22 protein-coding genes are annotated in these 24,016 nt (G+C 36.2%); 21 read left to right on the forward strand and 1 reads right to left on the reverse strand.

Going from position 1 to position 24,016, the window contains the following annotated elements; translation table 11 throughout:
- Positions 1-724: transposase (locus tag LI149_RS06700; RefSeq protein WP_227143111.1), on the reverse strand; the 724-nt coding region annotated here is incomplete at its 3' end.
- Between the two features lie 168 nt (positions 725-892).
- Between LI149_RS06700 and LI149_RS06705 the strand changes: the two genes are divergently transcribed.
- The 21 genes from LI149_RS06705 (at position 893) to LI149_RS06805 (ending at position 23,948) form a co-directional block, all read left to right on the forward strand.
- Entirely contained in the window at positions 893-1,846 is a 954-nt protein-coding gene (locus LI149_RS06705; RefSeq protein WP_117613685.1) for an acyltransferase, read from the forward strand.
- Between the two features lie 68 nt (positions 1,847-1,914).
- On the forward strand, positions 1,915-3,621 hold the full coding sequence (locus tag LI149_RS06710; RefSeq protein WP_227143112.1) for a glycosyltransferase: 1,707 nt from the start codon (positions 1,915-1,917) through the stop codon (positions 3,619-3,621).
- An 8-nt stretch (positions 3,622-3,629) separates the two neighbouring features.
- A complete protein-coding gene (locus tag LI149_RS06715) occupies positions 3,630-5,804 on the forward strand; it encodes a glycosyltransferase (protein ID WP_227143113.1) in 2,175 nt (724 codons plus the stop codon).
- 83 nt (positions 5,805-5,887) lie between these two features.
- The gene (locus LI149_RS06720; RefSeq protein ID WP_105309143.1) at positions 5,888-6,664 is read left to right on the forward strand and encodes an ABC transporter permease; all 777 of its coding nucleotides are present in this window, start codon (positions 5,888-5,890) and stop codon (positions 6,662-6,664) included.
- 11 nt (positions 6,665-6,675) lie between these two features.
- The gene (locus LI149_RS06725) at positions 6,676-7,410 is read left to right on the forward strand and encodes an ABC transporter ATP-binding protein (protein ID WP_005331726.1); all 735 of its coding nucleotides are present in this window, start codon (positions 6,676-6,678) and stop codon (positions 7,408-7,410) included.
- A gap of 16 nt (positions 7,411-7,426) precedes the next feature.
- Positions 7,427-8,032: a hypothetical protein gene (locus LI149_RS06730; RefSeq protein WP_227143114.1), complete on the forward strand. Its 606-nt coding sequence runs from the start codon at positions 7,427-7,429 to the stop codon at positions 8,030-8,032.
- Between the two features lie 47 nt (positions 8,033-8,079).
- A complete protein-coding gene (locus tag LI149_RS06735) occupies positions 8,080-9,681 on the forward strand; it encodes a glycosyltransferase (RefSeq protein ID WP_227143115.1) in 1,602 nt (533 codons plus the stop codon).
- Between the two features lie 4 nt (positions 9,682-9,685).
- Entirely contained in the window at positions 9,686-10,291 is a 606-nt protein-coding gene (locus LI149_RS06740) for a GerMN domain-containing protein (RefSeq protein ID WP_173785587.1), read from the forward strand.
- Between the two features lie 102 nt (positions 10,292-10,393).
- Positions 10,394-10,669: an AAA family ATPase gene (locus LI149_RS06745; RefSeq protein WP_168933126.1), complete on the forward strand. Its 276-nt coding sequence runs from the start codon at positions 10,394-10,396 to the stop codon at positions 10,667-10,669.
- A 53-nt stretch (positions 10,670-10,722) separates the two neighbouring features.
- Positions 10,723-10,869, forward strand: a complete 147-nt coding sequence (locus tag LI149_RS06750) for a hypothetical protein (protein ID WP_168933127.1) — start codon at positions 10,723-10,725, stop codon at positions 10,867-10,869.
- Positions 10,870-10,887: 18 nt separating this feature from the next.
- A complete protein-coding gene (locus LI149_RS06755; RefSeq protein ID WP_227143116.1) occupies positions 10,888-12,072 on the forward strand; it encodes a methyltransferase domain-containing protein in 1,185 nt (394 codons plus the stop codon).
- Between the two features lie 154 nt (positions 12,073-12,226).
- Positions 12,227-13,123: a glucose-1-phosphate thymidylyltransferase RfbA gene (gene rfbA, locus LI149_RS06760; RefSeq protein WP_005331718.1), complete on the forward strand. Its 897-nt coding sequence runs from the start codon at positions 12,227-12,229 to the stop codon at positions 13,121-13,123.
- Positions 13,124-13,191: 68 nt separating this feature from the next.
- Positions 13,192-14,223 (forward strand): dTDP-glucose 4,6-dehydratase, encoded by a 1,032-nt coding sequence (gene rfbB, locus LI149_RS06765; RefSeq protein ID WP_005331716.1) that lies wholly within the window; start codon positions 13,192-13,194, stop codon positions 14,221-14,223.
- Positions 14,223-15,173, forward strand: coding sequence for a dTDP-4-dehydrorhamnose reductase (rfbD, locus tag LI149_RS06770; RefSeq protein WP_173785585.1), 951 nt, complete (start codon positions 14,223-14,225; stop codon positions 15,171-15,173). The genes rfbB and rfbD overlap by 1 nt, the downstream gene beginning before the upstream one ends.
- Positions 15,174-15,309: 136 nt before the next feature.
- On the forward strand, positions 15,310-15,918 hold the full coding sequence (gene rfbC, locus LI149_RS06775; RefSeq protein ID WP_227143117.1) for a dTDP-4-dehydrorhamnose 3,5-epimerase: 609 nt from the start codon (positions 15,310-15,312) through the stop codon (positions 15,916-15,918).
- Between the two features lie 16 nt (positions 15,919-15,934).
- Positions 15,935-17,467, forward strand: coding sequence for an MBOAT family protein (locus LI149_RS06780; RefSeq protein ID WP_227143118.1), 1,533 nt, complete (start codon positions 15,935-15,937; stop codon positions 17,465-17,467).
- Complete coding sequence (locus LI149_RS06785) at positions 17,454-18,425, forward strand: hypothetical protein (protein WP_005331708.1); 972 nt, start codon at positions 17,454-17,456, stop codon at positions 18,423-18,425. Before LI149_RS06780 ends, LI149_RS06785 begins: the two co-directional genes overlap by 14 nt.
- A gap of 105 nt (positions 18,426-18,530) precedes the next feature.
- Positions 18,531-20,129: a glycosyltransferase gene (locus LI149_RS06790; RefSeq protein ID WP_227143119.1), complete on the forward strand. Its 1,599-nt coding sequence runs from the start codon at positions 18,531-18,533 to the stop codon at positions 20,127-20,129.
- The gene (locus LI149_RS06795; RefSeq protein WP_227143120.1) at positions 20,116-21,843 is read left to right on the forward strand and encodes a glycosyltransferase; all 1,728 of its coding nucleotides are present in this window, start codon (positions 20,116-20,118) and stop codon (positions 21,841-21,843) included. The genes LI149_RS06790 and LI149_RS06795 overlap by 14 nt, the downstream gene beginning before the upstream one ends.
- 9 nt (positions 21,844-21,852) lie before the next feature.
- Positions 21,853-23,067, forward strand: coding sequence for a glycosyltransferase family 4 protein (locus LI149_RS06800; RefSeq protein WP_227143121.1), 1,215 nt, complete (start codon positions 21,853-21,855; stop codon positions 23,065-23,067).
- A 2-nt stretch (positions 23,068-23,069) separates the two neighbouring features.
- On the forward strand, positions 23,070-23,948 hold the full coding sequence (locus LI149_RS06805) for a glycosyltransferase family 2 protein (protein WP_227143122.1): 879 nt from the start codon (positions 23,070-23,072) through the stop codon (positions 23,946-23,948).
- Positions 23,949-24,016: the final 68 nt, after the last annotated feature.

Here is a 24,016-nt window from a genome sequence, read left to right on the forward strand (position 1 = left end):
CTTTGATTGCCTGAATCTGTGCCGGATTCGCAAACCAACAGTCAAAAAGCACATAGGAGGCAGAGATTCCTGCTTTCAGGGCTGTATCAATTAGTGTCAGCATCACTTCGGGAGCCTTTGTCTGAGCCAGTTTTCGTCTCTGACCTGCGATAGTTCGCTTGTCAAAGGATTTAACCGGGCCAATTACATTGGATTCTTTCGAAGAAGCAACCAGACAGCTGTTAACCGGAATCAGAGTATTTCCATCACTCCAGCTGAGGGTAAGCATTCGATAGCCTTTCTTGTAAGTCATATCGACATGATCAAATACCCTGGAGCCAAGCTCGGTTTTCTTACAGCTGCTACGATTAAAAAGACTGTCATCGATAATGAATACATCTTTGCGGTCTTCAGAAGTCAGATCCTTTAAGTCGTTGTTGATGATATCGGCAGCAAGCAAAGTAGTAAAGCGAAGCCAGTTTGTTTTAGTGGAATTCAGGAAACGGTAGAAAGTATTCTTGGAAAACTCCTCTTTAAACGATCCGATTTTCTTCTGCATATACATACTTTTGCCAACAAAGATATTTCCAAGCTTGTAGCGAAGCAGTGTAATGGCTGGAACACCTTTTTCTTTCGTTCCGTTGCACTTCTTCAGAAGCTTACCGACCTGGTGTTTTGAAAAAAATCTCTGAATGCAATCAACTAAGGCTACCTCATTTGTGTTGTTCTGTGATACAATGGACATGGCATAAATCCCCCTTGGTTATTGGTTTCTAGTCAACTCCATTATACCAAATGGACCGGACTTATGCCTTTTTTATTGGCTGAAATATAGAGTTATCAAGGTTCAGCACACCTTATTGGTGTGGGAAGTTTGAGTTAATTAAATAATAGTATAAGTGGAGAATATACAATGGATGAGTTGAGAGACAATAATAAAAATATTGTGGTGATGGATAAAATAACAAAACATATTATAATTGATATAGAAGGTAATGATAATAATGTGTGTATTAAATCAAAAAAATTAACACACACGTTAAATCTTACTATTCGAGGTGATAATAATTGTGTAAGAATAGGGGAAGATGTAGCGATAACAAAAGAACTTGATATTTTTATAGGGGGTTCTAACATTTATGTTGAGATTGGAAAAGGAACTACAATTGGTCAAGCTATTATTCGTTTTGCAGAAGATGGTAGTCGATTGGAGATTGGAGAAGATTGTATGATATCAGATGAAGTTGAAGTTTGGGGAACAGATATGCATGGAATCATCGACAAAAAATCTTATAAAGTAACGAATCGTGCGAAAGAGATCGTGATAAAAAATCATTGCTGGCTTGGAGCAAAAAGTATGATTATGAAGAACGTTCATTTAAATGAAGGGTGTATTGTTGCTGCGGGGGCAATAGTTACAGCAGATTTTCCGGCAAATGTTATGATAGGAGGAACCCCTGCTAGAATTATAAAAAAAGATATTGAGTGGGTAAGAGAATCGCCTAAATTATTAGTAGCGTCACAATGTGATAATTTTATTAATGTTATAGAAAACGAAGATGTGGTGGTAAATATTGAGGAGCACTGTGATAATGACATGATTAAAGGATGGGGATTTTTAAAAGATGTAGATAGTAAGTTTACGGATATTTATTTAGAATTTATCATGACAGATGATCAACATATAACATTTTCGACTAACAAAGAGCGACGAGAAGATGTAGCTGCTGCATACCAAGACAAAAAATATGGTGCTACTGGATTTTGGTTTTTACTTCCTAAATATTTGAAAAAAACTGATATTAGAATATGTAGAGTTATTTGTAAAAATGAAAATATAATTAGAGCAAAAAAGATTGAAATGTAAAGTGTAGTTGAGGTATATTAGCAGTATCAGAAGATACTGCTAATATACGTTAAAGGGGAAGAAAAACAGTGCAGAATAAATCAAAAAAAATATTTGGTAAGATAAAACGTGAAGGTTTGATAAATGCAATACAAAATTATGTGAATAAGGAAGCAACATTAAAAAAAGAACTAAAGATTATACGTGACTATCATTTAATAAACGAAGAGGAAAGAAAGCAACAGAAAGAGTTTAAGTTTGAATGTGAAGAGAAGATTAGTATTATTACACCTCTTTATAATACACCTAAAGATTTTTTAATACAGTTGATAGATTCTGTGGAAAAGCAAACGTATTCAAATTGGGAGTTGTGCCTGGCAGATGGAAGCGACTTGGATCATGAATATGTGAGAGAGATATGTATGAAATATATGGAGGCAGATAATCGGATTATATATAAAAAATTAGAAGAAAATGAAGGTATTGTAGGCAATACAAATAAAGCAATACAGATGGCAACAGGAACATATTTGGGACTTTTAGATCATGATGATATCTTGCATGAATCAGCATTATATGAATGCATGAAAGAGATACAGAATAGTGCAGACTTTATATACACAGATGAAATGAAGTTTGAAAAAAAAATAGAAGATTCAATTGATATTGTGTGTAAGTCTGGATTTGGAAAGGATGAATTAAGGTCTCATAATTACATTTGTCATTTTGTTGTTTTTAAGAAACAGTTGCTAGATAATATGACTGAATTTTATCGACGAGAATATGAAGGAAGTCAAGATTATGATATGGTGTTGCGATTGACTGAAAAAGCAGAGAAAATCGTCCATATTCCTAAGATATTGTATTATTGGAGAGTCCATGCAGGATCTGTTGCTCAGAATCTCTCAGTAAAACAATATGCAGTAGATGCAGCTATCAAAGCCATATCGGATCAATTAAAAAGAAGCGGAGAAAAAGGAACTGTAAAATGTAATTTGCCATATGAAACCATATATAGAATAGAATATGAAGTTCCGCAAACACCAGTAGTCAGTTTGTGTTTGTGGACAGAAGAAAAAATAGATTATCAAGTATATATCAAAGAACTTTTGAAAAAAACAAGTTATAGGCCTTTGGAAATTATTACAACAGCAGAGATGAGTTTTGATTATGATGAAGAGCAGATACAAATTATAACTTTGAGAAAAAATGATTATAAGAACCGGTATGAATGGTTTGAAAATGCAAGAAAAAGTATGACTGGACAATACGAAGTGTACATGAATTGTGAGTGTATTCCTGAAAGGAAAGAATGGATAGAAGAGTTATTAATGTATGCAAGCCGTCAGGATGTAGGTGTAGTAGGTGTGAGCATAAAAAATAGTGAGGAACAGGTTGTGTTTGGAGGGGGAATTCTTGACAAAGAAGAAGGAATTCATATTATGAATGAAGGTTTAGAGTGGAGAGAACAAGGATACGAGGCAAACATGCGACATGTACGGAATACCACGCTATTGACAAGTGTGTGTATGATGATAGCAAAAGAAAAATTAGATGGAGCAGGAGGATTTCAAACTGATTTAGGTGACTGTGCTGATATAGATATATGTTTGAAATGTCTAGAGAAACATTACTGGAATGTATGGAATTGTTTTGCAGTTATGAAGTATACTGGAGATAAAAGTATCAAAGATTTTTGGAACAATGATGATTTACTTTTTGAGCGATGGAAAGACAGAATTGAACGAGAAGATAATTATTATCATCCATTATTGAAAAAACTTGGTAAGATATAGGTGGAAAAATGGGAACAACACAATTGGTAAAAAAAGCAATAAAGGCAGTGAAAGAAGAAGGAATACAAGGCTGTGCAAAAAAAACAAAGAGTTATCTTGAAAATCAAAAAAGATTAAGACGGAAAATCGAAAAAAAATACAAGGACATATTATTTATAAGTGGCTGCGGAGAAGATTTGCCACATCCATGGCGTTATCGCGTAAAGCATCAGAGAGAACAATTGGAAGCATACAATTATTCCACAGACGAGGTATATTTTACACAATTAGATATTGATCAAATCAGATATTATCGGGCATTTGTATTTTTTAGATGCCCAATGACAGAGACAATAGGCACATTTGTCGATTTGGCAAAACAGTTAAATAAAACAATCATTTATGATATAGATGATCTGGTAATAGATACTCAATATACAGATCAGATAAAATATGTGATGGCAATGCCAGAAGAAGATAAAAAGGCATATGATAATAATGTTATGAATATGCAGAAGTTGCTTAGAAAGTGTGATTTTGCAATTACATCGACAGATTGTCTGGCAGAAGAGTTGAGAAAATATATTCCGAAGGTATATATTAATCGTAATGTCGCTTCTGAAAAAATGATTCAATTATCAAAAGAAGCAATTGTTAAGATTAAAAAAGATAATACAAAAGTAAAAATAGGTTATTTTAGTGGAAGTATTACTCATAATGCAGATTTTGAAATGATAAAACCGGTTCTTATAGAAGTCTTGAAAAAGTATGAAAATGTTGAGTTATACTTGGCAGGAGAACTGGATTTGCCGGTAGAGTTAAATCCATGGAAAGAAAGAATAAAAAAATATCCATTTGGTGACTGGAAAAAACTTCCTGAGATATTAGCAGAGATGGATATTAATCTTGCACCATTGGAAGATACAATTTTTAATAAAGCAAAGTCGGAAAATAAATGGACGGAAGCTGCACTGGTAAAGGTTGTGACAATAGCTAGTGATATTGGAGCATTTCATGATTGTATCAAGAATGGCGAGACAGGAGTTTTATGTAAAGATAATGACGAATGGAAAGTAGAGTTAGAGCGTTTGATTACAGATTCGTTATATCGAAAAAAATTGGGAGAACAAGCATATCAATATTGTATTACACATTCTTCAACTGTTCGTAGTGGCAGCTATTTGACAAGAATCATGGGGAATGAATTGAATGATAACTATATATTTGTATTGCCGGGGCTGGAAATCAGTGGTGGAATAAAAGTAGCACTGAAACATGCCACTATGTTAAAAAAAGCTGGAAAAGATGTTGGATTATTTTTATTAAGTGGAGAACAGAAGTGGTGCGAATTTGAAGAATATAAAATTCCAGTAATTAATTTGGAAGATACAGAGATACGTGGGAGAATAAGATATATGATAGCTACGATGTGGACAACGGTAGATATTGTAGAGCAATGTATTGGAGCAGAAATCAAGATGTATCTTGTGCAAAATTGGGAAACAGGATTTTATACCGAAGGAGATCCGTTAAGAATAAGAGCAAATCAATCCTATATGCCAGGGAAAGATATGAATTTTTTAACTATTTCAAAATGGTGTCAGCAGTGGTTAAAAGAGCAGTATGGACATGAATCAAGCTATGCTCCGAATGGTCTGGAGACGGAACGATTTGCATGTCATAAAAGAGAGATGACCGGAAAAATCAGGATACTTATTGAAGGGGATTGTGCGGTAGATTATAAAAATGTGGACGAGGCTTTTGAAATAACAAATGAATTAGACCGAAATCAATATGAAGTATGGTATATGTCTTATAATGCAGAGCCTAAATCATGGTATAAAGTAGAACGATTTCTGCACAAGATTCCATATGAAAAAGTTCCAGAGATATATACCCAATGTGATGTGCTTTTAAAAACGAGCTTATTAGAAAGCTTTTCTTATCCTCCGCTTGAAATGATGGCTACAGGTGGATATGTTATTGCTGTGCCGAATGGTGGAAATGTTGAATATTTAAAAGATAGAGAAAATTGTTTATTATATGATGCTGGGAATATAGAAAAAGCAAAACTGTTATTACAAGAGCTGCAGGAGAATCGAGTATTACAAGAAGTATTATACGAAAACGGTCAAAAAACGGCGCAAGAGCGAAAATGGGAGAATATTGAAAATAATATTTTAAGTATGTATCGTGTTAATTAAATTGAGAACTTGTTAAATGAGAGGAATAATGATATACTAAAAAAGATTGTTTGACCATATTAAGAAAAAGTGGAGGAAAGAAAGTGTCAATATATATACAGAATTTTAAGAAGTTTCGTCCATTGCTGGGAGAACTTATTGCACGTGATATAAAAACAAAATACAGAAAATCAGTGTTAGGAGTATTATGGACATTGTTAAATCCACTGTTTATGATGATTATTTTGTCAGTAGTGTTTTCTAATTTGTTTAAATTTGATGTGGAATATTTCCCGGTTTATTTATTAAGCGGACAATTGATATTTAATTTTTATTCAGAAGCCACAACGGCATCTATGTCAGCAATTATGGACAATGGACCATTGTTGAAAAAGATATATGTACCGAAATATTTGTTTGTATTATCTCGAGTATTTTCAAGTACAATTAACCTGTTGGCATCATTTACGGCTTTGATTTTAGTGATGCTTGCAATGAGAGTAGAATTGCACTATACAGTACTTTTAGTACCTATTCCACTGATATTTATTGTGTTATTTTCATTGGGAGTAGGATTAATACTATCAGCGATTACTGTGAAATTCAGAGATATTATGCATTTATATTCTGTGTTTGTGACAGCACTTATGTATTTAACGCCAGTTATTTATCCAATGTCGATTTTACCGGCATGGTTAACACCGATTGTAAAATTGAATCCTATAACGAACATATTGCAAATGTTTAGAAATGTTATGATATATAATTCATTACCAAGTATTGCATCAATGATAATTGCCATTGTTGAATGTTCGATTATGCTGGTATTTGGACTATATGTGTTTTACAAAAATCAAGATGACTTTATATTGTATATATAAGGAGAGAAAGTATGGAGAATCAAGAAGTGATTCGTGTTGATCATGTATCAATGCGTTTTAGTCTTGCATCAGAAAGAGTAGATAATTTTAAAGAATATGTTATTAAAACGATAAAGCGACAATTATCGTATGGAGAATTCTGGGCTTTGAAAGATGTAAGCTTTAGTATTAATCGTGGAGATGCATTAGGATTAATTGGCTTGAATGGTAGTGGGAAAAGTACAATGTTAAAAGTTATAGCCGGAGTGCTAAAACCAACAAAAGGAAGCGTATCTGTGAATGGAACTGTTGCGCCGCTAATTGAATTGGGTGCAGGATTTGACATGAATCTTACTGCAGAAGAGAATGTTTTTTTGAATGGAGCATTGCTTGGATATTCAAGACAAATGATGGAGCAGTATTACGATGATATCGTTGAATTTTCAGAGCTTCATGATTTTATGAATGTACCTGTTAAGAATTTTTCTTCAGGAATGGTTTCAAGACTAGGATTCTCAATTGCAACAATTGGTACGCCAGATATTTTAATCGTAGATGAAGTTTTATCAGTAGGTGATTTTAGATTTCAGGAAAAATGTCAAAATCGTATAAAACGTATGTTGGATGCGGGCACAACATTATTATTTGTTTCACATAGCATTCAGCAGGTAGAAGAACTGTGCAATAAAGTAGTGTGGCTGGATAAAGGTGTAGTGAAGATGTTTGGTGAATCAAAGAACATTGCTGAGATATACAGTGCTTCATAGGATAGGAGTTAAAAAGATGAAATCAAAAATAAAAGTTATTGTGATTGGTTTGATTATTCTTTGTCTGGCAGGTGTATATGCAATTATTGATAAAGCAGTATCTATTTATGATACATCTTGTGATACAAGTGCATTCCAATCAATTACCTTAGAACAAGGGAAAAAGTTAGAACAATCATTTGTATGTAAAGAGAATCATATGGATGGTATTTCGTTGAAAGTTGCGGCAGATGGAGTTTTGGACAAGAGCCAGGTGATAATGGCGTATAAAATAATAGAAAAGGATTCAAAAGAAGTAGTTGCACAAGGAAAAACAGATTTAAAGAAAGTGCGAAATGGTAAATTTTTTAAAATTAAATTTGATAGAATTGATGCAACTAAAGATAAAAAGTATATGCTGGAGATGTCAGTGCAGGAATGTCCGACAGGAAGTATTCGAGTATTTTACACACCAGGTTCTAATGAGAATGAAACACTTATTTATGCTAGTCAAACAATAGAAGGCGTTGGTGTTATTAGGTCATTAACACATCGATTCGATTTAGAAACATTTATTGTGACATTATGCTTTGCAGCATATATAATATTATTTATGAGATGGCTTTATAAATTATTTGAATAAGGAAGAGGGCAGAAGTACTTCTGCCCTTGTTTTGCATAGGTGAAAAAGTGAAAAAAGGAATTATAAAAAAGGGAATTCAGTTTTATAAAAGATATGGAATACGTGGTGGAATTGCTACTTTAACAGGACAAGGTCAGATAAAGGATAAAAATTATGCTATGTGGTATGAAAAGAACAAAGTTAGTGAGGGAGAACTGGCGAAACAGCGAAATAAAGAATTCCCATATATGCCTCTATTTAGCATTTTAGTTCCAGTATATAATACACCAATCCCTTATTTGTGGGAAATGCTTGATTCAGTTCGAAATCAAACTTATCAAAAATGGCAATTGTGTATTGCGAATGCAAATCCGGAGAATGAAGACGTTGCCCGAATTTTAAACCAATATATAGAAATGGATATAAGAATTCAAGTTGTAAATGTGCCTGAAAATCTGGGAATAGCACAAAATACCAATAAAGCTTTAAGTATTGCAAAAGGAGATTATATTGGGCTTTTGGATCATGATGATATGCTTGCTGCGGACGCATTGTTTGAAGTGGCAAAAACTATCAATGACAAAAATGCAGATGTTATTTATACAAATGAAGATAAAATAACCATGTCTGGAGAAAAATATTTTCAACCGAATTTTAAACCGGAGTATAATTTAGATATGCTAAGATCTAATAACTATATTTGTCATTTTTTTATAGCCAAGGCATCTTTAATGAAGGAGATTGGCGGATTTAGAGGTGAATATAACGGGGCTCAAGATTATGATATGATATTTCGATGTACAGAGCGAGCGGATAATATTGTTAGAATTCCTAAAGTATTATATCATTGGAGAATGCACGAGCAATCTACAGCAGAAAATCCTGAAAGTAAAAGGTATGCATTCGATGCTGGCAAGAAAGTTATTGAGGATCATTTGAAACGTTGTGGAGAAAGTGCAGAAGTAGAGATGACAGAATACCCAGGATTCTATCGGGTAAAATATGCAATTAAAGAAAAGCCAAGAGTGTCTGTTGTGATAGTCAAAGAGACAAAAAATATGATTCCTAAAGATACATTGATAAAAATTGCTGATGATTATGGAAGAGATAGGGTAGAGTTCTGTGTTGTAGATGGAAACTACAAAGGGGATATCGAATTTGATGGAATCTCAATCAATACTCTACCATGGAAAAAGGAATGTAATAATACGGAGATGTTAAATTACGGGATTGAAAAAACGAAAAATGAATATATATTAGTTTTGTCTTCCTATATAATAAAAGTGTCAGATAATTATATTGAAACATTTGTTTCCAATACTATGAGAAAAAATGTGGGAGCAGTTGGTGGGAAAATGTATTTTTCTAATGGAACAATCAAAAATGCAGGTTTATTTATAAAAAAAGACGGAACTATTGAAGAAGTATTTAAAAAACTACCTCGATTATGTGTGGGGTATATGAACCGACAATCTATGCAACAAAATATGCAGGCAATAACATTTGATGACATTATGTTCAAGAAAAGTTTGTGGGAAAAAATAAAAAATGGAATATCAAAATCTAAAAGTTTGCAAAGAGATGTAGAAATATGTACCAAAATTCGTGGGAATGATTTATTATTGGTATATACACCATGGGCGGAATCCGTGGTTAGAAAGGAAAGATAACGTAATGAAAAGGAAAATGCTTATTGTTTTATTAACAGGAGTTTTATTGTCAGTTTCAGCTTGTAGCAATTCTTCAAGTACAGATGCATCGCAGTCTGATAACCAGAAAAATGAGCAACAGAAATCAGATAATGATAACCAGAAGAATGAAAAACAAGATGAACAGAGTGAGGCTGATCAGGTGGAAGATGATTCTGACAAAAAAGAAAATCAAACAGTACGGGAAGATGAATCAACAGAAATTACTATTTATACTAGCAATGATGATGCAACTGCATTTGTATCTGAGAGTGTAAAGATTGATGAACTGACACCAGAGAATATTGTGAACATATTAGTTCGGAAATCGGTGCTGTCTTCAGACGTTCAAGTGTTAAAGTGTGATAAACAGACCGTAGATGGTGTGGAAAGTCTGGAGATAGATTTCAATGAAGCATTTGGCGCATATGTTTGTAGTATGGGAACAACAGGAGAGTATTATACAATCGGAAGTGTTGTAAATACATTTTTAGATGCGTATGGTTGTGAGAAAGTCAAGATTACGGTGGAAGGAAATACTTTAGAGACAGGACATGCAGAATATCCTGGATATATGAATCGTTTTGAATAAGAATATATAAAAACATGGTAAAAATATGAATTCCCGGTTTTCCGTTGTGGAAAGCCGGGAGTTGCTTTATAATAAAAATAGATTTGGCATGGAGGTGGAAAAGTGATTCGATATAATATCCCGATTGGTATTTCTGAATTTGAGAAGATTAGGAAAAATGATTATTACTATGTGGATAAGACGGAACTGATTCAGGCTTTGGTGAAGACAGAGCCTGCGGAGATTAAACTTTTTACAAGACCTCGCAGATTTGGAAAGACGCTTGTGATGAGTATGCTGGCTTCTTTCTTTGATATTCGCAGAGATAGTAAAGATTTGTTTGAAGGTTTGAAGATTGCTGAAGATCAGAAACTGTGTGAATTGTGGATGAATCAATGACCTGTGATTTTTCTTAGCTTTAAAGATGCAGGTGGGGAATCTGTGCGGAGAGTATGCAAAAGGCAGAAGAAAGAGCGCTGAACCAGATAGAAGAGATGCGTTATGCGGATGGTATGTATGTTCAGGGGTATCAAAAAGTGATAAAGTATGGAGTCGCATTTTATCGGAAGAGTTGTTTAGTTGGCAGATATGAAGAATAAAGGTGTAACAAAGGTAGAATGAAAAAGCCAGGTTATTATTCGTCCGGAGAGTTTGCGCGGATGGCGCATGTGACGCTTCGGACAATCAGGTATTATGACAAACAGAATATTTTGAAACCATCGTATGTGACGGAAGCGGGAGCCAGATTCTATACAGATGAAGATTTTGCCAGACTGCAGCAGATTCTTCTTTTAAAGTACCTGGGATTTACGCTGGATGATATCAGAGAGATGACCATTGATGATGCGGATTATCATTTTATGTTGAATTCATTGAATATTCAATTGAAACTTGTGAGAGATAAGATTGAGCAGATGCAGCTTGTAGAAAAAGCAATACAGGATACATCTGAGTTGATTCAGAAAGAACATACCATTGACTGGAGCCAGATGCTGAATCTGATCCATTTGACAGGTATGGAGAAGAGCATGAAGAACCAGTATCAGGATGCGTCCAATATATCGGCCAGAATTAATCTGCACAGCCTTTATTCCGTGAATAAACAGGGATGGTTTCCGTGGATTTATGAGAAGCTTTGTGTGAGAGATGGCATGAAGGTACTGGAAATCGGCTGTGGTGATGGAACGCTCTGGAAGGAAAATAAAGATAAACTTCCAGAGAATATAGAGATTACATTGTCAGATACATCGGAAGGTATGCTTCGGGATGCGAGACGTAATGTAGGGATTGGAGACCATAGGTTCCGGTTTCGGCATTTTGACTGCCACAGAATTCCGTATGAGGATCAGAGCTTTGATCTGGTAGTTGCCGGACATGTATTGTTTTACTGTGAGGATATACCACAGGTGTGCCGGGAAGTGAAGCGTGTACTAAAGCCTGGCGGAAGATTTGTGTGCAGCACTTATGGTAGCGAGCATATGAAAGAAGTCAGTGAATTGGTACAGAGCTTTGATGACAGAATTGTTCTTTCGGCAGAAAAACTGTATGAAAGATTTGGAAGAGAGAATGGGACTGAGATACTGGAGCAATATTTTTCGGATGTTCATTGGAAGACATACGAAGATGAACTCGTAATTCCAGATCCGGAGCCGTTGATATCGTATATATTGTCCTGTCATGGAAATCAAAGCCAGTATATACTGGATCGGTATAAAGAATTCCAGACTTATGTGCGGAAAAAGACGGAAAAAGGCTTCCGGATTACAAAAGACGCAGGGGTGTTTATAGCATGGAGTTTCTGAAGATTTTCTTAAATATTACAAAAAAGTTACATTTTTTGTAAAAAGTACTTGAAGGTGACCTAGGGTCACCTTTTATAATGCAATCATGAACATGCCATAACTTTAGAAGATATGGTGAAACTATGTATTGTATTTATTACAAGGAGGTTCCTATATGAAAGGAATTATTTTGGCAGGAGGATCTGGAACACGTCTTTATCCTCTGACTATGGTAACATCAAAACAGTTATTACCTATTTATGATAAACCGATGATTTATTATCCGATGTCTGTGCTGATGAATGCAGGTATCCGTGATATCTTGATTATCTCTACACCGCAGGATACACCGAGATTCAAAGAACTGTTAGGGGACGGACATCAGTTTGGTGTGCATCTTTCTTATGCAGTTCAGCCAAGTCCGGACGGACTTGCCCAGGCATTTATCATTGGCGAGGAGTTCATCGGTGATGATACAGTTGCTATGGTTCTTGGAGATAACATTTTCGCAGGACACGGACTGAACAAGCGTCTGAAGGCAGCAGTAGAAAATGCTGAGACAGGCAAAGGTGCTACGGTATTTGGTTACTATGTAGATGATCCGGAACGTTTCGGTATTGTTGAGTTCGACCACGAAGGAAAAGCAATTTCCATCGAGGAGAAGCCGGAGCATCCAAAGAGCAACTACTGTGTAACAGGACTTTACTTCTATGACAACAAAGTTGTAGAGTATGCAAAGAGCCTGAAACCAAGTGCCCGTGGAGAATTGGAGATCACAGACCTGAACCGAGTATATCTTGAGAAGGGCAACCTGAATGTAGAACTTCTCGGACAGGGATTCACATGGCTGGATACTGGTACACACGAGAGCCTTGTAGATGCTACAAACTTTGTAAAGACAGTTGAGACACATCAGCATCGTAAGATTGCATGTCTGGAAGAGATTGCATACTTAAACGGATGGATTTCAAAAGAAGAAGTTCTGGAAGTTTACGAGGTATTGAAAAAGAACCAGTATGGTCAATATCTGAAAGATGTCTTAGACGGAAAATACCGAGAGGATCTGTACTAAGATATAAGAATAAAAAACGAAGAATTTTTATAAATTTTGACTAAGTAATTCAAAGGAGATTTTTAATTATGACAATTATCGTAACCGGCGGAGCTGGATTTATCGGAAGTAACTTTATTTTTCACATGTTAGACAAATACCCGGATTATCGTATCGTTTGCCTGGACTGCCTGACATATGCAGGTAACTTATCTACACTTGCACCAGTGATGGACAACCCGAATTTCCGTTTTGTCAAAGAGAGCATCACAGACCGTGAGGCTGTTTACAAATTATTTGAGGAAGAGCATCCGGACATGGTTGTAAACTTTGCAGCAGAGAGTCATGTAGACCGTTCTATCGAGAACCCGGAAGTTTTCCTGGACACCAATATCAAAGGTACAGCAGTTCTTATGGACGCTTGCAGAAAATATGGTATCAAACGTTATCATCAGGTATCTACAGATGAGGTTTACGGAGATCTTCCACTGGACAGACCAGACCTGTTCTTTACAGAGGAGACACCAATCCACACAAGCAGCCCATACAGCTCATCAAAAGCTGGTGCAGACCTTCTTGTTCTTGCATACCACAGAACATACGGACTGCCTGTAACAATCAGCAGATGCTCTAACAACTACGGACCATACCACTTCCCGGAGAAGCTGATTCCGCTTATGATTGCAAATGCACTGAATGATAAGCCACTTCCTGTATACGGAAAAGGTGAAAATGTGCGTGACTGGTTATATGTAGAAGATCACTGCAGAGCCATCGACCTGATCATCCATAACGGACGTGTCGGAGAAGTTTACAATGTTGGTGGACACAACGAGATGAAGAACATTGACATCGTTAAGATGATCTGTAAAGAGCTTGGAAAACCGGAAAGCCTGATCACATATGTGGCAGATCGTAAAGGACACGATATGCGTTATGCAATCGACCCGACAAAGATCCACAATGAGCTTGGATGGCTGCCGGAGACAAAATTTGCAGATGGTATCAAAAAGACAATCCAATGGTATCTGGATAACAAGGAGTGGTGGGAGACGATCATTTCCGGAGAGTATCAGAATTACTATGAGAAAATGTATGCAAACCGGGAGGGAATGAAATAATGAAAGTACTGGTAACTGGAGTAGCAGGTCAGCTCGGACATGATGTGATGAATGAACTGGCAAAGCGTGGCTACGAAGGAATCGGTTCCGATATCGCGGAAAGCTATAATGGAATCCAGGACGGTACACCGGTTGTATCTATGCCATATGTGCAGATGGACATTACAGATAAAGCATCTGTAGAGAAAGTACTTACAGAAGTAAATGCGGACGCAGTGATACATTGTGCAGCGTGGACGGCAGTTGACCTTGCAGAAGATGAGGATAAAAAGGATAAGGTTCATGCAGTAAACGCAGAAGGAACGAAAAATATTGCGGAAGTATGTAAGACGCTTGACAGTAAGATGGTCTATACCAGTACGGACTATGTATTCAATGGTCAGGGAGAAGAACCATGGCAGCCGGACTGTAAGGATTATCAGCCGTTAAATGTTTATGGACAGTCAAAACTGGATGGAGAGCTGGCAGTTTCTGAGACACTGGACAAATACTTCATCGTGAGAATTGCGTGGGTATTTGGAAAGAATGGTAACAACTTTATAAAGACCATGTTGAAAGTTGGAAAAAATCATGATAAACTTCGTGTAGTGAATGACCAGATCGGTACACCGACTTACACATTTGATCTGGCAAGACTGCTTGTAGACATGATCGAGACAGATAAGTATGGTTATTATCATGCGACAAACGAAGGCGGATACATCAGCTGGTATGATTTTACAAAAGAAATCTTCCGTCAGGCTGTAGAACAGGGACATACAGAGTACGGAGAAGACAGAATTACAGTTGATCCGGTTACAACTGCAGAGTACGGAGTGTCCAAAGCTGCAAGACCATTTAACAGCAGACTGGATAAGAAAAAACTGGTGGAGAATGGCTTTACACCACTCCCGACCTGGCAGGATGCACTTGGACGTTATCTGAAAGAGTTGAACATAGGTGAACTCTAAAAGTTTCATGAGATGCGTATAGACTCAGATAAGAGACATTGTAAGACGAATAAAAAGAGTGAAAATGAAATGGACGGGTGCACATAATATATGTGTGCCCGTATGCATCATAATCACACAAAAGGAGATATGTAAGATGGGACAGATTAAAGTAGAAAAAAATGCAGGTGGAATAAAGGGACTTTGTGTCATTGAGCCAACGGTTCATGGTGATGCAAGAGGATACTTTATGGAGACATACAATCAGAAGGATATGGAAGAGGCAGGACTTACGATGCAGTTCGTACAGGACAATCAGTCTTGTTCTACAAAAGGTGTTCTTCGCGGATTACATTTCCAGAAAGAGTTTCCACAGGGAAAACTTGTACGTGTCGTAAAAGGTTCAGTATTTGACGTAGCTGTTGATCTTAGAAGTGACAGTGAGACATACGGAAAATGGTTCGGTGTAGAGCTGACAGAAGAGAACAAGAAACAGTTCTATATTCCGGAAGGATTTGCCCATGGATTCCTTGTTTTAAGTGAGATTGCAGAGTTCTGCTACAAGTGTACAGACTTCTATCATCCAGGAGATGAAGGTGGTCTCGCATGGAACGACCCTGAGATTGGTGTAGAATGGCCACAGCTTGTAGGGGAGTATAAGGGCAATGCTTCCGTAGAAGGATATCATCTGGAAGATGGAACAGCACTGAACTTAAGCGACAAAGATCAGCTTTGGGTAGGACTGAAAGATACATTTCATTTTTAAGTAAGAGGAAATATTTATGTCATTAACATCAATAGAATTTCTGGTATTTGTGATTGTGGCAGTAGTTGGATATTATATCATTCCGAAACGCTGTCAATGGATGTGGCTGTTGCTTTTCAGCTACATTTATTATGCATCTGCCGGAATACAGTATTTAGGGTTTATTCTATATACAACACTTGTGACATATGGAACAGCGCTTGTAATTCATCGAATAGACCAGACAGATGAAGCACATAAAAAAGATGCGAAGCAAAAAAAGAAGGGCGTGTTAATACTTGCCCTTCTATTTGTGTTTGGTCTGTTAGGAGTATTGAAGTATACGAATTTTATTGTACAGAATATTGATCAGTTATTTCATACAGATTTTGGCCCATTTCATTTATTACTTCCGATTGGATTGTCTTTTTACACATTTCAGTCAGCAGGGTATATTTTAGATGTTTATTGGAACCGTTGCGAACCGGAAAAAAATGTATTTCGCTTTGCTTTGTTTGTTTCTTTCTTCCCTCAGATTTTGCAGGGACCGATTGGCAGATTTGACCGATTGACAAAGACCTTGTACGCAGAACATGAATTTGACTGGCAGAGAATTGAACGTGGTGTTCAGCGGATAATTTGGGGATTTTTTAAGAAAATGTTGATTGCAGATACAGCAGCAGTATTTGTTGATGCAATTTTTAATCAGTATCAGACTTATAATGGAATTGCAATATTAGGTGTACTGGCATATTCTGCACAGCTCTATGCGGACTTTTCAGGAGGTGTAGATGTAGTTATTGGTGTGGCAGAATTATTTGGCGTAGAGATGGATGAAAACTTTAAACGCCCGTATTTTGCGGTTTCTATTACAGATTTCTGGCATCGCTGGCATATTACATTGGGAACATGGATGAAAGATTATGTATTCTACCCGGTATCATTATCTGGCTGGATGGGAAAATTCGGTAAATTCGCAAAGAAGAAGTTTGGAAAAACTTATGGAAGAGCATTACCAATCTGTGTAGCGAATCTGATCGTGTTCCTTGTGGTAGGAATCTGGCATGGAGCAGCCTGGAAGTTTATAGTATATGGTATTTATAATGGAGTGATTATTGCATTTAGTGGTCTGATGACAAAAAATTACAGAGAGTGGAAGAAAAAGCTTCATATTGACGATAAATCTACAGGCTGGCATATATTTCAGATTATCCGGACATTTCTACTTGTGAATATAAGCTGGTACTTTGATCGGGCGGACACAATTCCACAGGCTCTTACAATGATGAAAAATTCTGTAACATATTTTGAACCTGCACAGATATTAAATATACAGTTTGGACAGATGAATTTAAAGTATACACCTGTATTTATTGCTGTGCTGTTAGTATGTTGTGCAATTTGCTTTGTAGTCAGTTTTTTACAGGAACGAGGAACGAAGATTCGACAGTCTCTTTCTACAAAGATATGGGTAATTCGTTGGGCAATTTATTTTGCAATGATTTTTGCAATGCCATTGCTTGGCAGAATGCCAGATACAGCAGGAGGTTTTATTTATGCACAATTTTAAAAAACTTGTCAGTCCGGTAATTTTGATGATAATTATTATTTGTGTGAATGAAATGCTTTGCTTTGCAGCAAAACCGTATAGCTTTTTTCGGTTTGATATGCATAATCTGGAAAACGGCGAGGAGTACACAGATATATTTGTAGGAACTTCTCATGGAAAAGCTGCAATTGCGCCGGAAGTTGTAGATCAGTATACTGGCGGTAACAGTATCAATATGTGTCTTGGGGGCGAGTATCTTTCAGATAGTTATTTTATCGTAAAAGAAGCAATACGTGTCGGTCATCCGAAACGAGTGGTTTATGAACTGGATCCAGGTTATTGGGTGGCAGAAAAAAGCAAGGGTGCAGAATATAGAGAAATGTATGACGAGTTTCCAAAATCATTGGTAAAAGCAGAGTATTATCATCAACTGCTGTGGGGACAAGACTGGAGAATGACAATTTTTCCATGGTATCTTTGTAGAACCGGATTGAAAAACCCATTTGAAAGAATCAAGACAAAGCTTGGGGAAGCATATAAAAACTTTGACGATTCTTTCTGGAATAGTGATGTTCAGAACTATGGAGGAAAAGGGCATGTCAGCATTCACAGAACAGATGCCGTGAAGACAGAGGATAATTTGAAACTCTGGGACAGACAGGAAATTTTGCCGGAAGTAAAAGAATATTTTGAAAAACTTAAGAAATTATGCGAAGAAAATAATATAGAGCTTGTGGTAATTACAACACCGATTCCACAGGAAACAATGGAGAAGTATCAGGACAACTTTGAAGAGGCGAATGCATATTTTGCGGAATATATGGCAAAACAGGGGATTCCATATTATAATTACAATTATATAGATACAGAAAGTCTGGATAAATCGTTGAATGGATTTTCAGATTATGAAGGACATATGTATGAAGATGAAGCTGAAAGATTCAGCGCTGAGCTTGGAAAGATGCTTGCTGGAAAGTAGAGCTTTGAGAATCATATGGAAGGCAGAATGAATATGTCAGAATTTTGGAAGAATATAAATACTTATTATAAACGATATGGATTACATGCAACGATAGTCCGTATTATGGATAAATTGACAGGACAGTCTCGTGTAGATTATATGACATGGTATCAGAAAACAAAGCCGACAAAACAGGTGCTCAAAATACAGCGAGAAACAACATTTCCATATATGCCGGAGATTTTGGTAATTGTGCTGGAGAATAAGAGTGGATCTCATCGACTGGCTGACTCTTTGAAAAATCAGACTTATTCAAGGTGGAAGCTTTGCAAAATAAGAGAATTAAATGATGTAGTGGAAATTCTGAAAGAAGCGAAAGAAGAGTATGTGTTGATTACGCAGCCGGAAGATGAACTTTCAGCGGATGCATTCTTTCAGTGTGTGAAGTCATTGAATGCAGACAGAACAATTGAAGCAATTTATTCTGATGATGATATAATAAAAAATGAGACAGAATATGAAGAACCAGCTATAAAGCCGGATTTAAATCTGGATATGCTTAGAAGTTGTAATTATATTCATAATTTTTTATTGGTAAAAAAGAAACTTTGCCAGGAATTGTTTGAGGAGTGTTTGGAAAGTTGGAATGGACAAATTGACTGGAAGTATGACTTTATATTTCGATGCATAGAAGAAAAACACTCAATCCATCATATTGCAAAAGTGTTGTATCACAGGAATGTAGAGCATGTTCAAGTGTGTGACGAACAAGAACGCAAAGCAATTGATATGCATCTGAAGAGAATGAATATAAAAGGGAATGTAGAAAAGACAGAGTATAGAGGGATTTATCGTGTCAGATATACGATGGAAGAAACACCGCTTATTTCCATTGTAATTCCTAATAAAGATCATGTGGAAGATTTAAAAAAATGTATTGATTCTTTGGAAAAAAAGAGTTCCTATGACAATCGAGAATATATCATTGTCGAAAATAACAGTACAGAAGAACAGACATTTGCCTACTATAAAGAATTGGAAGCAAAATGTCCAAGAGCCAAAGTAGTTTATTGGAAAGAAAAAGGTTTTAATTATCCGAAAATCAATAACTATGGAGTGCAGTATGCAAAAGGAGAGTATATTTTATTCCTGAATAATGATACGGAGATCCAGAATCCGGATTGCCTTGAGGAAATGCTCATACATTGCAGCAGACCAGAGGTAGGAGCTGTCGGAGCCCGCTTATTTTATGAAGATGGAACAATTCAACATGTAGGTGTGATTGTTGGGCTCGGAGGAATTGCGGGACATCCTTATGCAGCCGAAGCAGAAGAAACGTTAGGGCATATGGGAAGAGTTCATATGATTCAGGATTTAAGTGCAGTAACGGCGGCATGTATGATGGTGAAAAAAACGGTTTTCTTTGAAGTTGGTAAATTTGAGCCGGAGTATGCGGTTGCGTTTAATGATGTGGATTTATGTATGAAAATCCGGAAGGCGGGATATCTGATTGTTTATACTCCATATGCAAGACTGACACATTATGAATCTAAATCAAGAGGTTTAGAAGATTCTCGTGAAAAGGTGAAACGTTTTGATTCGGAGGTAGCACTTTTTGAAGAGCGTTGGGGAAAGGAATTAGAAAAAGGGGATCCTAATTATAATCCTAATTTCAGGCTGGATGAAAAAGATTTCCGATTGAATGTACATGTCAGAAGGTAAGAATAAAAAGATGAATGTAAAGCAAATCAGCGAAAGATTGAATAAAGAGAATGTAAAAAAAGGTTTTGAATATATTCGTAGAAATGGTGTCAGCAGATTTTGGACGCTTGCGAAAGCAAAAGCTTTTCCGGCAGGAAAGAGTTATAAAGAGTGGTATGAAGAGCATTGTCCGACAAAAGAAGAGCTGATGCGTCAAAGAGAGGTTGAATTTTCTGTTCAGCCTCTTATTAGTATTGTTGTGCCAACATACCAGACTCCGATTCCTTTTTTAAAAGATATGATTGATTCGGTAAGAAAACAATCTTATGAAAAGTGGGAACTATGTATTGCAGATGGAAGTTTGAACGGAGATGAAAATGACACAAAAGTCATTCGCGTCAGAGAAGAATTAAATCGTTATTCCATGGAAGATAAAAGAATTAAAGTAGTTTATCTGGAAGAAAATCAGGGAATTGCAGAGAACACAAATCAGGCACTAGCGCTCGCTACAGGAGAGTATATCGGGTTATTTGACCATGATGACATGCTGACGCCAGACGCTTTATATGAGATTGTAAAGGCAATTAATGACTATGATTATGATGTGTTGTACACAGATGAGGACAAAATCTCAGAAGATAGTCACGATTATAAAAAGCCAGTGTTTAAACCGGATTACAGCCCGGAATTGTTATGTGCTAATAATTATATCACTCACTTTTTTGTGGCTAAAAAATCAATTGTAGATCGGTTGGAAGGATTCAGAAAGGAATATGATGGATCTCAGGATTATGATTTTATCTTTCGGTGTGTAGAACTTGCAAAAAAAGTAGGACACGTTTCTAAAGTTTTGTATCACTGGAGGATGCATGGAGGCTCAGTAGCAGGAAATCCAACAAGTAAAATGTATGCGTACGATGCGGGCAAGAAAGCAATTCAATCACATTATGATAGAGTTGGTATTCAGGCTAATGTAGAGCATATGGAGCGGCTGGGACTATATCACACAGAATACAAGATGATAAAGCAGCCTTTGATATCTGTGATTATATATGGGGAAGATGATGAAAAAAAGAAAAGATGTTCAGAGTGGTTCAAAAGAAAAGATTATTCGAATTTGGAAATTTTAGCTTCTGCAGGAATAAACGTTGAAGAAATTAATGCTCTTGCAGAAAAAGCGAGAGGATCTTATCTGTTTTTTGTTTCAGAAAATCTGGAGAGTGTAGAAAGAGACGCATTGCAACAAATGGCTGGAGTTTTACAGATACAAAATGTTGGTGCCGTGAGCGGAAAGGTGATTGGGCGAAAACATACTGTAGAAGATGTAGGAGTTGTGTTTAGAACAAATGGGGATTTGTGCAAAGCGAATTATGGTATTGGAGATTGCGATTATGGAGATATGTTTCGGGCAAAAGTAATGAGCAATTATAGCATTTTATCTTTGAATTGTTTCATGACACACAAAAATACATTTGAAGAATTAGGCAGATTTAATAAACATTTTTCTTTAAGTTTTGCGGCAGCAGATTATTGCTTAAAACTGAGAATGCATGGAAAAAGATGTGTCATGCAGGCATCAACAGTCTGGGAATCAAAAGGTTCGATGAAAACTGGTATGATCAATGATGAAGAACGTGAAAGATTTTATGAAGAATGGCAGGAAGTTTTAAGAATGGGAGATTCTTATTACAATTCTAATTATGCAAAACAGGGAGCACTTTATATTCTGGAGTAGGAGTAAAAAATGACAATACGAAATGTGATAGTAGCTTGTGATTATGCCTATATAGAAGGAGGCGCAGCCAGAGTGGCTGTTCAGACTGCAGTTGAGCTGTCGAAGCGAAGTAACTTGAAGGTTTATTTTTTTGCAGGTTGTGGTGAACCATGCCAGGAGTTAGTTCAAAGTTCTGTACAGGTGATTTCGCTGGGAATGTATGATCTGCTCGGAAATCCAAGCAAATTAGATGCTATGAAAAAAGGAATTTATAATCGGAAAGCTGGAAAATTGCTGGAAGATTTATTAAATACTTTGAAAGAAAATGAAACAATTATCCATGTGCATACATGGACAAAAGTGTTATCCAGTGCAATCTTTGCTATTGCGGATAAAAAAAATATCCCAGTATTTTTGACTGTGCATGATTATTTTCTTACATGTCCCAATGGAGGCTGCTACGATTATGTAAAAAATGAAATCTGTGAGAGGAAGCCAATGTCTTTTAATTGTGTTGTTTGCAATTGTGATTCCAGGCATTATTATTATAAAGTCTGGAGATGCATGAGGCAGTTCAGACAGAATCGGGTTATGCGAAATTGCAAAAATATTCGGTATATATTTATATCTGAATTTGAAAAAAAGCAATTGGTGAGACGTTTTGGTGAACCTAAGTGGCAGTTTATGCTAAAAAACCCAAGTACATTTTCAGAAAGAAAACGAGTATTGGCAGAAAAGAATGAGATATATCTGTACATTGGGCGAGTATCTGAAGAAAAAGGAGTACCACTTTTCTGTGAGGCAGTAGAAAATGCGGGAGTAAAAGCAGTTGTAGTCGGAGATGGCGGATTAAAAAAAGATTTGGAAAAAAAGTATCCAGACATTACGTTTACAGGCTGGCTGGAAAAAGCACAGATAGATCAATGGATTGAAAAAAGCAGATGTCTGATATTTCCGTCAAGATGGTATGAGGGATCACCACTTACGGTACCGGAAGTTCAAGCTTATGGTATTCCATGTATCGTGACAGACTGCAGTGCGGCAGTTGATAATATTGTGACAGAAAAAAATGGTTTGATTGTAAAAGCAGATGGAAAAGAAATGTGCAGCGCAATTGCCAAGATGGCGAATGATGAAATCGTAGCGAAGATGTCATATAATACATTTGAATCGTTCGATGAAAAAAGTTATTCAAATGATGTATACATTAAAAATCTGCTGCAGATTTATGAAAAGGGAGTCTAGAAATGAAAATTTCGGTCATTATCGTAGCTTATAAAAGTGGAGACATTCTTGTGAAATGTCTGGATTCTATTGCAAAATACAATGATATTGAAGATGAGTTGGAAGTGATTGTGGTAGACAATAGTCCAGAAGATGAAAGAATAGAACGAGATTTAGCAAAATCACAATATAAAAAATATCGATATATTCCATCGGACAATCGAGGATTTGGTGCCGGCAATAATCAGGGAGTAGATATATCAACCGGGGAAATCCTTGCATTTTTGAATCCGGATATTATTTTAATTGAACCAATATTTAAAAAAGTCTGGGAGAAATTCCAGAAGGAAAAAGATCTGATGCTCATGGGAGGGAAACTTTTGTTTGAAGATCTAAAACCGGGCTTTTCATTTTACTTTGATTACAAGCCTTCTATAATAAAAAAATGGTCATTAAAATTATGGAATCGGAAAGACCGTTATGATGAAAAGAACATGTATATTGCTGGGGCAGATTTGTTTGTAAGACGAGATGCTTTTTGTGAGGCGGGAAAATTTGATGAGAATATTTTTATGTATTATGAGGAGCCGGATTTGATTCGAAGACTTCGAAAGGTGCAAAAAGATTGTAAGATTGTGTATGAACCGGGAATTCGAATGATTCATCTGGAAAAGAAGAGTACGCCGATGTCTATGAATATGATTGGGCACGAAATGGATTCTTGTATTTATTATGGAAAAAAATATGGACTGGATTATAAGAAGAAGATTCGTTTTGAATACAGATATTATAAACTAAAAAGGATGGTTTATAAGGTATTGAAGAATCAAAAAGCAGAGCGTATGAATCAAATTATTCAATATTTGAATGAAAATTATATAAAAATATTACGTAAATATTAAAGAAATGTTAAGAATTATGCATCTGATTAGGGTTGTAGACAATTTAAAGATATAGTATAATTTGTAGA

This window comes from Dorea sp. 210702-DFI.3.17 (genome assembly GCF_020560825.1).
In the GTDB taxonomy this organism is placed as follows: Bacteria; Bacillota; Clostridia; order Lachnospirales; family Lachnospiraceae; genus Dorea; species Dorea formicigenerans.